This window comes from Aquamicrobium defluvii, assembly GCF_004363725.1.
GTDB classification, from domain to species: Bacteria; Pseudomonadota; Alphaproteobacteria; order Rhizobiales; family Rhizobiaceae; genus Mesorhizobium; species Mesorhizobium defluvii.
The window spans coordinates 1-14,495 of the sequence record NZ_SNZF01000050.1 but is presented as its reverse complement, the minus strand read 5'-3'; the positions used below and the strand labels follow the sequence as shown (position 1 = coordinate 14,495).

The following is a 14,495-nucleotide window of genomic DNA, read 5'->3' as shown; positions in this document are numbered from 1 at the left end:
ACCGGCGTACGCACAACAGGATCACCGAACGGTCAAAATGACGGCCTGAAACCATGAAGTGCTCCTCTGAAACTGGAGACAGTCATGTCATCGACCTAGTTGACATAGTTGACGAGGAGTTTGCGACAGAGCCGTGACACCCGCTGGCCTTTCCGCAGGATATTGCTCCGGAGGACATCTTCGGTCACATTCAGAACCTGAAATTGAGGACGGCCCTGGGGACGGCTTTGTCCATGCGTGAAAATCGCCAGCCGCGTCAGATCGCGACAGTTGTTTCGGCCGATGCCGTCGGCTTCTCCAGGCTGATGCATATCGACGACGAGGCAGCGCTGCGCCTGTTCGACGAGCGCCGCAACCTGATCGTGGGGACGGTCGAGCGTGCCGGCGGCAATGTCTTCGGCGCAGCCGGAGACTCGATCATGGCCGTGTTCGGAAATCCCATCGTGGCTTTGGGCGCCGTGTTGCGTTTCCAGGAGGAGATTGGCGAAGCGAACGCGGCAGCCGGTCCCGACAGGGCCATGCCATTCCGAACAGGCATCAGCGCGGGATCGGTCATGATCCGCCAGGACGGTGTGTTCGGCGATACGGTCAACATCGCGGCCCGGGTGCAGGAGTTTTCGCCGCATGGCGGCGTGGCGCTGGCCGAAACCGCCTATTCCCAGCTCAACCGGCAATTCGATCTTCATTTCACCGATCTCGGGCCTTTCCAGCTCAAGAACATCGCCATGCCGGTGCGGGTCTTCGTATCCGACCCGAATGGCAGCAATGTCAAGCCGGCCGCGCTGATGGGGTTGCGCGCCGGGCGCGAGGCGCAACCCCCTTCCGGCAGCGTCGACGAACTGCCGGCCCTTGCCGTGCTTCCGTTTCAGAACCTCACGGGCGATGCGATGCTGGCCTATCTGTGCGACGGGATAGCCGACGACATATTGCTGGGTGTCGCCAACACGCGCTCGGTCCCGGTCATCGCCAGGGATTCCAGCTTCCAGTTCCGCGATCCTGCGCTTACCACCGCCGCCACCGGCCACCTGCTCGGCGCGCGCTACATCGTCTCCGGCTCCGTGTCGGGGAACGCGGAGAGGATCACCCTCAACGCATCACTGGCCGACAGTTCCACCTCGCGCGTCATCTGGGCCGGACGCTATGAGCGCGGCCTCGTGGAGGTGCAGCGCCTGCAAAGGGAACTGGGCGGCGAGATCGTCTCGCGGCTGGAGCGCGAGGTCGACAGGGTCGAGCAGGTCCGCACGTTCCAGGTCCCGCCGGAATCGCTGTCGACCTGGCAGCTTGTGCGGCGCGGGCGCTGGCATATGCAGCGGCGCTCCCCGGACGACACGGCGCGCGCCTTCGAATATTTCCGGCAGGCCTATGACGAGGATCCCAATTCGAGCGCCGTGCTCAACGAACTGGCATGGTGGCATCTGTGGAAGGCCTGGTTGAATTTCGCCGACCGCGACGAGCTCAGGATTGTCGCCGGCTATGCGCGACGTTCCCTCCTGATGGACAGTCTCGACGCGCGTCCTTACTGCTATCTCGGCTTCGTGGAAATTCTCGAAGCGCGGCCGCAATCGGCCATAGATCTGTGCCGGCAGGCCATCGACATCAATCCCAGCCTCTCGTTGGCGCATACGGGTTTGGGCAGTGCGCGTGCATTGCTGCTGGAACCGGGCGAGGCCATCCGCCACCTAACCGAGGCGATCAGGCTCAGCCCCTTCGAGACCTATCTGTTCCACAATCTGGGCGAACTCGCCGCCGCCCACACCATCGCCGGCAACTGGCCGGCCGCGATCGAGGCGGCCGACCGCTCGCTGTCGCTTGCGCCGAACTATTTCTACGCGAGCTATCTCAAGGTCGGCGCGCTGGCCCGCCTCGGACGTATCGAGGAGGCGCGGCAGGAAGCGCGCGCCTTCAAAACCCGCCATCCGGATTTCGAGCACAAGTGGATCGAATGGATTCCGTTCCGCGACAAGGACGTCAACCGGGGCATGATCGAGAATTTCGAGCTTGCGGGCGCATGATTGCGCCTTCTGCCGCGCTGCTAAATTTCGTTGTGTGAGGTGTTTCACAGAGCCCGTTTGACGAAAGGCCGATTGCTGGAACAACAGGTCGAAGGGGCCATCCATGGTGCTCAGGTGCAGTCCGAAATACTTCGAGGGTCTGGCAAGGGCGCAGGCGGAGCTTCCCCCAGACGCGGAGGTGCCGCCTTTCGACATCGAGCGTATGCGGGCGAAAGGGCTGGCCGCGCGGGCGGTCGGCTATCTGTTCGAGCATCCCGACTGGTGGCTCGGCCTTTTCAGGAGGTTCCTGCCGCGCGCTCGCTGCGGCCGCTTCGTGCTTTTGACGCGCAATGCCGATGTACGCGAGGTGCTGGAGCGGCAGGCCGATTTCGAAACGCCCTACGCGCCGGAGATGATCGAGTTCGCCGGCGGGAGCAACTTCATCCTCGGCATGGCCGACGGTGAGGAGTACCGGCGCCTGAAGTCGGTGGTGCTCGGGGCCTTCCCGCCCGGCGAGGTGGAGGCGCGCGTGCGGCCCATCGCGGCAAAGCGCGCCGGCGAGATTGTGGCGGGGGCCGACACGCAGCTCAACGCGGCGCGGGACCTGTTCCGTGTCGTCTCCTCGGCGATCTGCCGCGACTATTACGGCATCGAGGTGGATGACGAGGGCGAGTTCGCCGACTGGAACATCGCGCTCAGCACGCTGTTCTTCGGCGATCCCACGGCCAATCGAACGGTGCGGGAACTGGCCATCGCCGCTTCGCGCAACATGCGCGCCGCCATCGACCGCTCCATCGACAAGGTTCTGGGCGGCCGCGCGTTGCGGGACCGGCCGCTCGACCGGCTGGTCGGCGCGATGCTGGAAGGCCGCATCGCGCGGGGCGACGTCCATGCGATCATGATGGGCATGATCACCGGCTTCGGGCCGACGACGCTGCTGGGCGGCGGAAACTGCCTCGACGTGGTGCTGTCGCGCCGAGAGATTTTCGACGAGGTGGCGGCGGCCGTTTCGGCCGGTGACGATGTCCGGCTCGACCGGGCTATCGGGGAAGCCATGCGCTTCAAGCCGATCTGGATCAGCCCCTGGCGCTATGCGCGGGAGGAACGCCAGATCGGGGGCGGTACGGGCAAACCCTACACGATCAGGGCCGATACCGTCATCTGGCCGGCGACGCGTTCGGCCATGTTCGACACGCGCGCGGTGGAGGAGCCGTGGCGTTTCAAACCGGACCGGCCGGACCGGGAAACGCTCGTCTTCGGCCACGGCATCCACAAATGCATAGGTGCTGCGCTGGCGCGCGTGCAGACCGCCGAATGCTTCCGCGCGCTGTTCTCGCGGCAGGGCTTGCGCCGCGCCAGCGGCAGGAAGGGCAGGCTGGTGCGGCTCGGCCCCTATCCCGACCGGCTGATGGTCCAGTTCGACCCCGTGGGCATGCAATCCATGGTCACGGTAATGGTGCCGGTCAAGGCCAGGACACACCGGGAAACGGTCGGGGCGCGGCTGGATGCGCTGGGGAATCCGTCGAGCGCCGAGGTGCGCAAGGCGCTGGATGCGGTCGGCACCATCCATTTCGCCTCGATGTCGGTCATCGAAACAGGTGTGGACGAGAAGGGAACGCCCGCACACTATCTCCTGCTCGAAATGTCGGGAGATGGGGACCGGCGAGCCGTTCTTGCCGCCTTCGGGAAAGCACTGGGCGACCGGATAGGACCGATCCTCGCGGAAATCTCGGCCGATCCGGTCGGCAACGATCTGGCGGCGTTCATGGAGCGGCACGCGCCGGACGTGTCGCCCACCTTCGGCAGCCTGAACGGGCTGGTGTTCAGCGGCACGCCGGGCCACAGCGTCCGGCGCATTCTCAGCGAAGACCGGCTGGCCAAGACGGCGATGCGCATGGTGGAGGCGCTTTCCGCGCAGCCCGGCAACGATGGCGCCGGCGTCTTGCAGGCGGTGCGCGAAACGCTGTGCCGCGACCCGTCGTTCCAGTGGGCATTCGGCTCCGCCCCCAACCTGATGGACGATGCGCCCAAGGGCGCGTGGAGCGCCTTCCGCCGCACGCTTCTGGCAAGGCCGGTGTTTCTGACGGTCGGCACGGTCTATGCGCTGTGCTGGGCGCTGACCTATTACCTGCTTTTCTATCCAACGGCGGGCTGGCCGCATTTCCTGCTGCGCGTCGGCACCGCCCTCGTGCTGTCGGGTCTCGGCATACTGACGACGCTGTCCTTCGCCATCGGCTTCATGCTTGTCCGGCTGCGCCGCATCGAGGAAGCGTTGGTTCCCTCGACCGAATCCATTTCGCTGGACCGGCTGGTCGAATTGCAGCAGCGTGAGGATCGCGGGTTGCAGAACCACATGACGGCGGTGTCCACGCTCAAGCCGGGCCTGTTCCGGCGCATTCTCTTGCGCTTCAGCTTCTATGTGATCTCGATTGCCGCGACCCACATCTTCCGGCCCGGTTTCCTGTCCAGCATTGGCACCATCCATTTCGCCCGCTGGGTCTGCGTTCCGGATACCGACCGGCTGGTGTTCTTCAGCAATTACGGCGGCAGCTGGGAAAGCTACCTCGAGGACTTCATCACCAAGGCTTCCAAGGGCCTGACCGGCGTTTGGAGCAACACAGAAGGCTTCCCGCCGACGCGCTTCCTGTTCTTCCACGGCGCGCGCGATGGCGACCGCTTCAAGCGCTGGGCGCGCACCCAGCAGGTGCCGACCGGCTTCTGGTACAGCGCCTATCCGCATCTTTCGACCACCCATATCCGCAAGAACGCGCTGATCCGGCAGGGCCTGCGCTCGGCCCGCCTGAGCGAGGCGCGCGACTGGATCAGCCTGTTCTCCTCCACCGAGCGCCAGCCCTGGACACGGCTCAACCGGGTGCAACGCCTGCTGCTGCCCGATCCCGTACCGGGAGAGATGCTGGAGCAGGGGGAAATCCAGTCGATCGTCTTCGGCCCCATGGGCCGCCTGTCCCACGGCCGGATGCTGGCATTCCACATTCCGCCCGAAACGGATGTCGCCCGGCGGCGGGAATGGCTCGGCCGCATCGCGGCCAAACTTTCCTTCGGCGATGCGCCGCCGGCCCACAGCGCCATGATCGCGCTGTTCGGGCCGGACGGGCTAAGGCGTCTGGGGCTGGACCGGACAGGGGTGGACGATCCGCTGGAGAGCTTTCCGCTGGCCTTCAGGCAGGGCATGTCGAGCCCCTACCGCAGCCGCGTGCTCGACGATGGCGGGCCGAACGATCCGTGCGAATGGTTGTGGGGTTCCGGGCGCAATCCGGTCGATGTCATCGTCAACTGCTATGCCGAGAGTCCGGCGGTTCTGGAGGAGATGGTCGGAATGCTGGATGCGGCATCCCGTGATACGGGCATTCCCATAGTCCATCGTCTCGACCTCACCATCATTCGCTCCGGAGCGCACGAGGATTGCAAGCGCAAGGCGCACGACCAGTTCGGTTTTGCGGACGGGATTTCCCAGCCAGTCATCCGGGGGACAGGACGTGAGGCTTCCGCGCAGGTAAATTCCATGCACCTCGTCAACGCCGGCGAATTCCTGTTCGGCTACCGGGACGAACACGGCTTCTATCCGCCGAGCCCGACCGTGCCGCGCAGGGCAGACCCGCAAGGCATATTGCGGGCCATCGACATCGATGGCGGCATCACGGCCGCCAATACGGCGCTGCACGATTTCGGACGCAACGGCTCCTTCATGGTCGTGCGCCAGCTATGGCAGCATGTCGAACGTTTCGAGGATTATTGCCGCCACGCGGCCGATGACGTCTCGGGCCTGACCGGCAGGCCGGTGACGCCGGACTGGGTTGCTGCCCGCATCGTTGGCCGCTGGAAGGACGGTTCCTCCCTGATCCAGAATCCGGAAAGGCCGGCGGGGCGCACGCCCGACAACGATTTCACCTTCGGCGCGGAAGACCCGCAGGGCCTGCGGTGCCCGCTCGGCGCGCATGTGCGCCGCTCCAATCCGCGCGCCTCGCTCAGCACCGATCTCGACACCCAGATGCGCATTACCAGGCGTCACCGCATCCTGCGCGTTGGGCGCACCTATTCGACGGTGGCCGACGGCGGGGAACCCGAGAAGGGCCTGCTGTTCATGTGCGCGAACGCCTCTATCGAGCGCCAGTACGAGTTCATACAGCAGACCTGGATGGCCGCCGGCAATTTCCACGGGCTGCGCGGCGAGAAGGACCCGCTGATCGGCAACCAGATGGTGGACGAGGCGGGCGATCCGGTCGGGCGCTTCGCCATCCCGACATGGGAAGGGGCGATTGCGCTCAGCGGCATGCCTTCCTTCGTCACCACGCGTGGCGGCGGCTATTTCTTCCTGCCGAGCCGGTCCGCCCTGCGCTACATGCTGTCGAGACTGGACTGATCTTCAAAAGGCATCCTCGCCGTCGGCGGCGAGCTTGCGCAGGATGCGCGCATTGGTGACCTTGATACGGCCTCGCCGCACGTCGATGAGCGAGCGGCTTCGCCAGCCGTTGAGGAGCTTGTTGACCGACTCGCGCGTCGCACCAAGGAACTCGCCGATCTCGCTCTGCGAGATGGCGATCCAGCCGGCGGGATCGGCAAGGATATGGTCGAGCAGGAGCAGCCGCTTGGCCAGCCGGGCCTCGATGTTCAGGAAAGCCTGGTCGCCCAGCGATTCACTGACCCAGCGCACGCGCCGGCACACGAGGCGCAGCATCGAGCGCGCCAGCAGGGGGCTGTCCTCGATCCGGCGTAGCAATTGCTGACGCTCCAGCGAAACGATGATGCAGTCGGTGCGGCAGATCGCCGTCGCCGTGCGCAGGCCGCCGTCGAGGGCGCCGATCTCGCCGATGACGTTCGGCGCCGTTTGCACATTGGCGACCAGCTTCTGGCCGTCGATGGAATAGATGGAAATCTCGACCGAGCCATCGATAAGTCCAAACACGCGGTCGGAACGGTCTTCCTGCAGGAACAGGTGTCTGCCGGCAGGCATCCTTTCGGCGGTGCAATTGTGGAACAGGAGCTCGAACAGGTCGCGGTCGGAAAAGCTCTGGTCGCATGCGCCGGTAGCCGCGGCGGCGACGCCCTGCTTCGCCACGCTCGCACGTCTGGAAGCGGGCCGGTGCGCGTCCAGCCATACGATCTTGTCGGCAAAGAAACTCGTTCTGTCCATGAAGGCGGCGCCTTCCCTGACGCAGCGTTACATTGCCAGATAACGGCATATGCACACAAGCCGTCGCGTGGCCGAATGTTTCCGGCGTGAACGGCGCCGATGTTCTGCGCGCCGGATTTGCGGCGGCGGAGCCTGGCCTTACTGCTCCTGCCTGGTGGCGGGGCAGTTCACGGCACCGGCAATGGCAGCCACTTCCTTTGCGCTCAGCACGATGTCGTACCGGTATTGTGACCGGTCCTCATAGCGTGCCTTGCGGTAGATCGGACCGGCCGTGACCGAGATGATCACTTCCTTGCCATTTTCACCATCCAGATCCTCACTGGTCAGTTCGCTCTCGAAAATCCGTTTCGACATGCCGTCTCTCTTGGCGGGCCTGACGCTGATGCGCATGTGTCACCTCTGCTCCTTCCGGGGGGGCTCTGCGGCTGGAGCCCAAGAACCTGGAAGGATCATCCGTCAGTTGGGACGTCAGAACTATGAAACGCCTCACATTGAAGTGGAGGTTCAATCGGACCACCGCTCGAAGAGTGCGGCAATGAGGCTGAGACAGGGGCGCTGGCTGGCAACCTGTCACGGCGAGGTGCATGCATCGCTCACTCCCGGGTTGGGGAATTCTTGCCGGTCACATTGCGCCGCCGACAAGTCTTCGTACTGAAAAACCTGAGAGTCCCAACCGGTCAAAGCTCCGGCTTCGGTCAAAGTGTCGGTTTGGCATCAAATAACCAATAAGTAATAAGATTCTAATAAAGCATAATATTATGATTCAGCACTGCCTTTATTGAGATGAAAATATCAATAACACGCAATTCTGTTCCTGTTCTGGTTGTCAGGCAGCATGGAAAGGCGTTCCCATGGCTACCCGTCCGGCCGATGCCTCCCCGTTGCAGACGTCACGCCTGCAACCCCCTTATGGTTCGGTCCTCGACCTCATCGGCCAGACGCCGGTGGTCGAGCTTAAGAAATTCGATACCGGTCCGTGCCGCCTCTTCGTCAAGCTGGAGAGTCAGAATCCCGGCGGTTCGATCAAGGATCGCATCGCGCTGCCCATGGTCGCCGATGCGGAACGGCGCGGCGTGCTCGCTCCGGGCGGCATCATTGTGGAGGCCACCGCGGGCAATACCGGCCTCGGCCTAGTCCAGGTCGGTATTCCCAAGGGATACCGCATCATACTGGCGGTGCCCGACAAGATGTCGCGCGAGAAGGTGCAGCATTTGCGCGCGCTGGGTGCGGAAGTGCGGCTGACCCGTTCGGACGTGCTCAAGGGTCATCCCGAATATTATCAGGACATGGCCGGGCGCATTGCGGCGGAGACGCCCGGCGCCTTCTATGCCAGCCAGTTCGCCAACCCGGCAAATCCGCTGGCGCATGAGACGACGACCGGACCCGAAATCCGGCAGCAGCTCGATGGCGACGTCGATGCGGTGGTGGTGGGGCGTCGGTTCCGGCGGCACCCTCACCGGCCTTGGCCGCTTCTTTGCGAAGGTGTCGCTGAAGACCGAGATCATCCTGGCCGATCCGGCGGGGTCGGTCCTTGCGCCCTAATCAAGACGGGCGAGCCGGGCGAGGCCGGAAGCTGGACCGTGGTAGGCATCGGCGGGGTCGCCATCATCTTCGACGGCGACGAATTCATCGGGCTCATCACCCGCATCGACCTGATCAACCATCTGAGGCGGACCAGAAAATGACCACAGACCGCAAGAACCGGCTCGCTTTCTCGACCCGCACCATCCATGGCGGCCAGAGCCACGACCCAACCACCGGTGCCGTCATGGTGCCGATCTACGCCACCTCGACCTATGCGCAGCAAAGTCCGGGCGTACACAAGGGCTTCGAATATGCCCGCAGCCAGAACCCGACGCGGTTCGCCTTCGAGCGCGCCGTGGCCGATCTCGAAAGCGGCGCGTCCGTCTTCGCCTTTGCCTCGGGGCTGGCTGCGATCGCCACCGTGCTGGAACTGTTCGATGCCGGCACGCATGTCGTGGCGACGGACGACATCTATGGCGGCACGTTCCGGCTGATCGACAAGGTGCGGCGGCGTGGCCGTGGTGCGTGAGGAAGGCGAATTGCGCGACCGGCTGAAGTTTCTGCAGAATGCAGTGGGCGCCATTTCCGGTCCTTTCGACAGCTTCCTTGCGTTGCGCGGCATCAAGACGCTGGCGCTCAGCGCAGGCGCTGGCCGGCTGACGAGACAGCATCCTTTTCTCACCCGTTCATCTGGCTGGCGACACGCTGGCCGCGCTGTTGGGGACAGCGGCTTGTCCGGCTTGAAATGCCGCGGCAGGATGCGATACGAACAGGTGTCGGTTTCCGAAAGGAACGAAGAGGGAATTCGCCGCAGGCTCTTTCAGGAACCTGCGAAACGAAACTGCCCCCGCAACTGTAGGCGGTGAGTCCACTCCCCGAAAATGCCACTGGGCCCTGGTCCGGGAAGGTGGGGATGGGCATCGATCCGTCAGTCAGGAGACCTGCCGACAACTGGAACTGAATATGCCGGGCGGGGTGCCCGGGAGAGGTTGTCGATGAAGCCGTCCCTGCCTGAACGGGCTGTATTGCGTATCCTTTGGGATGCGCGGCTTTCCATTGCCGTCCCGACCCGAAGCCTTCGGTCCCTGCCGCAAACCGATCGGAGAACTTCGCGTCATGACCTTCCCGCGTATGGCACTTGCCGCCGCCGGCCTTGCGCTGCTCGCGGCCCATGCGGCCGCTGGACCTACAAAATACCCGCTCACGCTGGAAAACTGCGATGAGACGATCACCTTCGACAAGGCACCGGCCACCACCGTGACTGTCGGGCAGGCCGCCACCGAGGCGCTCTATGCGCTTGGCCTCGGCGACAAGATGACCGGCACCTCCGTCTGGTTCACCGACGTGCTGCCGGAGCACAGGTCGATCAACGACAAGGTCGAGCGGCTTGCCGACAACGATCCGAGCTTCGAAAGCATCGTGGCCAGGAAGCCCGGTCTCGTGGCCGTCCAGTTTATCTGGCATGTCGGGCCGGAAGGCATTGTCGCCACCCGTGAGCAGTTCCACGATGTTGGCATCCCGACCTATGTGATGCCCGCCGATTGCGTGGCCAAGGACAATTCGGTTGGTGTCGATGGCACCCGCACCGCTGCCTTCTCGACCGAGACCATCCATCAGGGCGTGCGCGAGCTTGCCGAAATCTTCGACGTGCAGGACAAGGGCGAGGAAGTCGTCGCCGATCTGGTGAAGCGCGAGCAGGACGCCGTCGAGCGCGCAAAAGCCCTCGATCTCAAGGACGTTTCGGCCGTGTTCTGGTTTTCCAGCGCCGACATGAACATCGACCCCTATGTCGCGGGCCGCAAGGGCGGGCCGGCCTACATGCTGGACAAGCTCGGCATCCGCAACATCGTGGAATCGGATGAGGAATGGCCTGTCGTGGGCTGGGAAACCATCGCCAGGGCCAACCCGACGCTGATCGTGATCGCCAGGATGGATCGCCGCCGCTTTCCCGCCGACGACTTCGAGAAGAAGCTTGAATTCCTGAAGACCGATCCAGTCGCCACCCAGATGGACGCGGTGAAGAACAACCGCATCGTGGTGATGGATGCCCATGCCATGGATGCCACCATGCGCACCGTTTCCGGCATCGAGGTTCTGGCGGACGCGCTGGTCGATCAGGGCATCGCCAGGTGACCATTGCCACCGCAGGCCGGCATTCCGTGGCGCGCCTGTGGTGGCGCTGGCCTGCGGGGCTCGTCGCCATGGCGGCGACGGTCTTTGCCGGCACCTGCATCGGGGAGACGCCCATTCCGCTCTCCATCGTGGTGCAGACGCTGGCCAACAAGGTTCTGGGTGCTGCCTATCCGCTCGATCCGATCGACATGGGCATCATCTGGAACTATCGCCTGCCGCGCGCGCTGGTGGCCGCGTCCTGCGGCGCGGGGCTGGCGCTCTCCGGCCTCGTGCTGCAATCGCTGCTGCGCAATGCGCTGGCCGATCCCTATCTGCTCGGCATTTCCGCCGGCGCATCGACCGGCGCGGTAACCGTGACGATTGCCGGCATCGGTGGCGGGGCCGTATCCATGTCGCTCGGCGCCTTCGCCGGCGCGCTCACCGCCTTCCTGCTGGTCGCGCTGCTGGCTAGGGCGGCCGGCGGCGGCGTTTTGGCGCGCGGCACAGGGCAGATCATACTGGCGGGCATCGCCGGCTCGCAGCTTTTCAACGCGCTCACTTCCTTCATCATCGCCAAATCGGCCAATGCCGAACAGGCGCGCGGCATCATGTTCTGGCTGCTCGGCAATCTGAGCGGCGTGCGCTGGCCGGATGTAAGCCTTGCAGTACCCATTGCCGTGACCGGGCTGATTGCCTGCGTCTGGCATGCGCGCTCGCTCGATGCCTTCGCCTTCGGGGCCGACTCCGCCGCTTCGCTCGGCATTCCCGTGCGCAGGGTGCAGGTCGTGCTGATCGGGCTCACCGCCTTGGTCACCGCCGTCATGGTCTCCATCGTCGGATCCATCGGCTTCGTGGGGCTGGTCATCCCGCATGCGGCGCGCTTCGTGGTCGGTGTGCGGCATGGACGGCTGGTGCCGGCGACGGCGCTGACCGGGGCCGCTTTCCTGATCGTCGCCGACGTGTTGTCGCGCACGATGATCCCCGGACAGGTATTGCCCATCGGCGTCATCACCGCTTTGGTCGGTGCGCCAGCCTTCGCCCTGATTCTGCTCAGGGGACGGCGTCGGCCATGATGCTTCAGGCACGGAATCTCGGCTGGAGCGTGCGCCGGCTCCCCATCGTGCATGGCGTGGATCTTGCCGTTCGCGAGGGCGAGACGCTGGGGCTGGTCGGTCCCAACGGCTCGGGCAAGTCGACCCTGCTGCGCCTGCTTGCCGGCATATTGAAGCCGACAAGCGGCGAGGTCACCGTGGAGGGGAAGCCGCTTTCCGGCCTGCCGCGGCGGCTGGCGGCACAGAAGATCGCCTATCTCGAACAACAGGCCGATACCGGCGAAGCGATCACCGTGCGCGATGTGGTGGAGCTTGGCCGCACGCCCTGGCTGGCGTCCCTGCAACCGTGGTCGGACGAGGATGACCGCATCGTTGCCGGGGCGCTGGCCGACGCCGACCTGCGCGGTTTCGAAAACCGCTTCTGGGCAACGCTTTCCGGCGGCGAGAAGCAACGTGTGCATCTGGCACGCGCGCTCGCACAGAGGCCGCGCATCCTGCTGCTCGACGAACCCACCAATCATCTCGACGTGCGCCATCAGCTTTCCATGCTGGACCTTGTGGCCGCCTTGCCGGTGACGTCGATCATCGCGTTGCATGATCTCAATCAGGCGCTCACATGCGACCGTGTCGGCGTCATGGCCGGCGGCCGGCTGGTGGCGCTGGGCTCGCCGGAGGATGTGCTGGGCGTCGAACGCATCGCCGAAGTGTTTGGCGTGCGCGCCAGCATGGTCGTCGATCCCGCCGACGGCACCCGGATTTTCCGCCTCGACCATCTCCGCTGAAAGGTATTCCATGCATCTCGTTTCCGCCCTGATGCTTGCCTCGCTTCTGGTCTGCGCACCCGCCTTCGCCGAAATGCACGAGGTGAAGATGCTGAACCGCAATGCATCCGGCCCAATGGTCTATGAGCCGGATTTTCTCCAGATTGCGCTCGGCGACACCGTGAAGTTCATCAGGACCACCAGCGGTCACAATGCCGCGACGGTCGAGAGCATGGTACCGAAAGGGCATGAGGGCTTTCTCGGCAAGATCAATGAGGAGATCGAGGTCACACTGGACAAGCAAGGCTTCTACGGAATCAAATGCTCCCCGCATTACGGCATCCCTCGCGGCTTGATCAGCCTCGGCGGATCAAGGAGGCGAACCGAGATCCCGGCTGGCTGGAATGCCGTATCAAAGAAGGGTCTCGGCTTCTGGGCCCCTGCTGCCGCAAGCGGGAAATTGGTGCAATCGTCCGCAAGCGGCGACCGTATGTGAGTTTGACCAGGCTCGATTCACCGAGCCATGTCGCGCAACCGGGCCTAGCTCTGGATTCCGAAGCCAATTGGAGGAACACGATGCGGCTCCAACGCCCTCTTGACCCCAGCATCGTCATGTGAACCTGGGATCAAGCAGCTGGGTACCGCGCACTATCCCGGCAGCAGGCCCGCCAGGACGAACAGCGCGTGAGCCCGCCAACGAGACAGTTATGATCACTTGCGCTATACTACTAAGTAGTATATCATAAATCCGAAGGAGATTTGCGAATGAGTGTCAAAGCATCAATCTCGTTAACGGAATCCCAGGACGCCTTTGTTCGCAGTCTTGTGGCCGAGGGACGCTTTTCCAGCGTGAGCGCAGCGATCCAGCATGGAGTGGAGATGTTGCGTGATGAAACGGAAGCGCGACGATCGCACACTGAAGCGTTGAAAATGCTGCTGGCCGAGCGGCGAGCTGGCAAATTCGTGAACCTGGAAGAAGGTCGCCGACGGACTTTGGCGATGATCGACAGGAAAAAGGCCGAATATGGCTTTTCGGATTGAACGGTCTGAAGCTGCAACGGACGATCTGGAGCTGATTTTCGATTTTCTCATCACAGCCGGGCTCGATTTTGGCGAGGATCGAGAGACGGCCTTTGAGCACGCGTCAAATCGTGTTGGCGAGATCGAGCGAGCCATGGGACGAATAGCAGATGCACCGTTTCAGGGCACGCTTCGTCCTGAACTTGGAGCAGGCATTCGCAATGTCACAAAACATCGAGCCGTCATCTATTTCGAAGTCTTGGAGGACAAGAGCTTGATTAGGGTTCTGGCTATATTCTTCAGCGGCCAGGATCACCAGAACCGCATGCTGGCAAGAATGCTGGGTACCGGCAAGACATGATCGCTCCCTAAGCAGACAAGCGTGGCCGGCAGCGTGATGCTGACCGTCTTGCTTGTATCTTTTGGAGCCGTCCTGTCACTTGGCTTGAACAATCACGCGATCGCCCCGAGTTACACCACGTTCCGTCATTGCATCGACACACCGATCGATATCCGACCAGGTCCAGGTCTTCCCAGTTCCCGGCCGAGGACGTCGAATGTTTCATGCCAGGAGAGCTCGATGAAGCGATCTTGTTCGCGTCGCGTTGACGGCCCGGGTCAGTCGCAGAGCCAGTTTTCGCGGAACGCTGGACGCGAAAGCCCAGCGTAACCACCTCGAGAGACAACTGGTCGGGCCCGATCCGACTCGGATCAGCGTCGGCTCACCACGACTTAAGGACTGGACTGCCGTCCGGGGTCCGCGCGATCTCAAATGTTCCCCGGTGCACTAGGGTCGAGACTCAATTGATCCACCATGTGATGATTGCGGCAATGAAGATTGCTGCGGCGAAGTTTGTTGCCAGCTTGTCGTACCGTGTTGCGA

10 protein-coding genes, 2 pseudogenes and 1 riboswitch are annotated in these 14,495 nt (G+C 63.6%); of the genes and pseudogenes, 10 read left to right on the top strand and 2 right to left on the bottom strand.

The window, feature by feature from the left end:
- Window positions 1–233: 233 nt before the first annotated feature.
- Together DES43_RS21310 and DES43_RS21305 are read left to right on the top strand one after the other, a co-directional pair.
- On the top strand, window positions 234–2,012 hold the full coding sequence (locus DES43_RS21310; protein ID WP_035033366.1) for an adenylate/guanylate cyclase domain-containing protein: 1,779 nt from the start codon (window positions 234–236) through the stop codon (window positions 2,010–2,012).
- A gap of 103 nt (window positions 2,013–2,115) precedes the next feature.
- On the top strand, window positions 2,116–6,372 hold the full coding sequence (locus DES43_RS21305; RefSeq protein WP_035033364.1) for a cytochrome P450: 4,257 nt from the start codon (window positions 2,116–2,118) through the stop codon (window positions 6,370–6,372).
- Between the two features lie 3 nt (window positions 6,373–6,375).
- Here DES43_RS21305 and DES43_RS21300 read toward each other — a convergent pair whose 3' ends face one another.
- Together DES43_RS21300 and DES43_RS21295 are read right to left on the bottom strand one after the other, a co-directional pair.
- Window positions 6,376–7,143: a Crp/Fnr family transcriptional regulator gene (locus DES43_RS21300; protein WP_051520858.1), complete on the bottom strand. Its 768-nt coding sequence runs from the start codon at window positions 7,141–7,143 to the stop codon at window positions 6,376–6,378.
- 138 nt (window positions 7,144–7,281) lie between these two features.
- Window positions 7,282–7,497, bottom strand: coding sequence for a hypothetical protein (locus DES43_RS21295; RefSeq protein WP_133676248.1), 216 nt, complete (start codon window positions 7,495–7,497; stop codon window positions 7,282–7,284).
- Between the two features lie 497 nt (window positions 7,498–7,994).
- On the opposite strand from DES43_RS21295, the pseudogene DES43_RS21290 reads away from it, so the two are divergent.
- From DES43_RS21290 to DES43_RS22540, 8 genes and pseudogenes are all read left to right on the top strand, one after another.
- Window positions 7,995–8,738: pseudogene (locus tag DES43_RS21290) on the top strand (PLP-dependent cysteine synthase family protein); the annotation flags it as partial.
- A gap of 86 nt (window positions 8,739–8,824) precedes the next feature.
- A pseudogene (locus DES43_RS21285) lies at window positions 8,825–9,305 on the top strand (PLP-dependent transferase); the annotation flags it as partial.
- Between the two features lie 122 nt (window positions 9,306–9,427).
- Window positions 9,428–9,630: riboswitch (cobalamin riboswitch) on the top strand.
- Window positions 9,631–9,783: 153 nt separating this feature from the next.
- Window positions 9,784–10,800 carry an ABC transporter substrate-binding protein gene (locus tag DES43_RS21280; protein ID WP_035033360.1) on the top strand — a complete coding sequence of 339 codons (1,017 nt, stop codon included), beginning with the start codon at window positions 9,784–9,786 and terminating at the stop codon, window positions 10,798–10,800.
- On the top strand, window positions 10,797–11,852 hold the full coding sequence (locus DES43_RS21275) for a FecCD family ABC transporter permease (protein ID WP_425352141.1): 1,056 nt from the start codon (window positions 10,797–10,799) through the stop codon (window positions 11,850–11,852). Before DES43_RS21280 ends, DES43_RS21275 begins: the two co-directional genes overlap by 4 nt.
- Window positions 11,849–12,613, top strand: a complete 765-nt coding sequence (locus tag DES43_RS21270) for an ABC transporter ATP-binding protein (protein ID WP_035033358.1) — start codon at window positions 11,849–11,851, stop codon at window positions 12,611–12,613. The genes DES43_RS21275 and DES43_RS21270 overlap by 4 nt, the downstream gene beginning before the upstream one ends.
- Window positions 12,614–12,623: 10 nt before the next feature.
- Entirely contained in the window at window positions 12,624–13,088 is a 465-nt protein-coding gene (locus DES43_RS21265) for a plastocyanin/azurin family copper-binding protein (protein WP_051520855.1), read from the top strand.
- A 269-nt stretch (window positions 13,089–13,357) separates the two neighbouring features.
- Window positions 13,358–13,633, top strand: a complete 276-nt coding sequence (locus DES43_RS21260) for a ribbon-helix-helix domain-containing protein (RefSeq protein WP_035033350.1) — start codon at window positions 13,358–13,360, stop codon at window positions 13,631–13,633.
- On the top strand, window positions 13,617–13,973 hold the full coding sequence (locus DES43_RS22540; protein WP_035033348.1) for a type II toxin-antitoxin system RelE/ParE family toxin: 357 nt from the start codon (window positions 13,617–13,619) through the stop codon (window positions 13,971–13,973). Before DES43_RS21260 ends, DES43_RS22540 begins: the two co-directional genes overlap by 17 nt.
- Window positions 13,974–14,495: the final 522 nt, after the last annotated feature.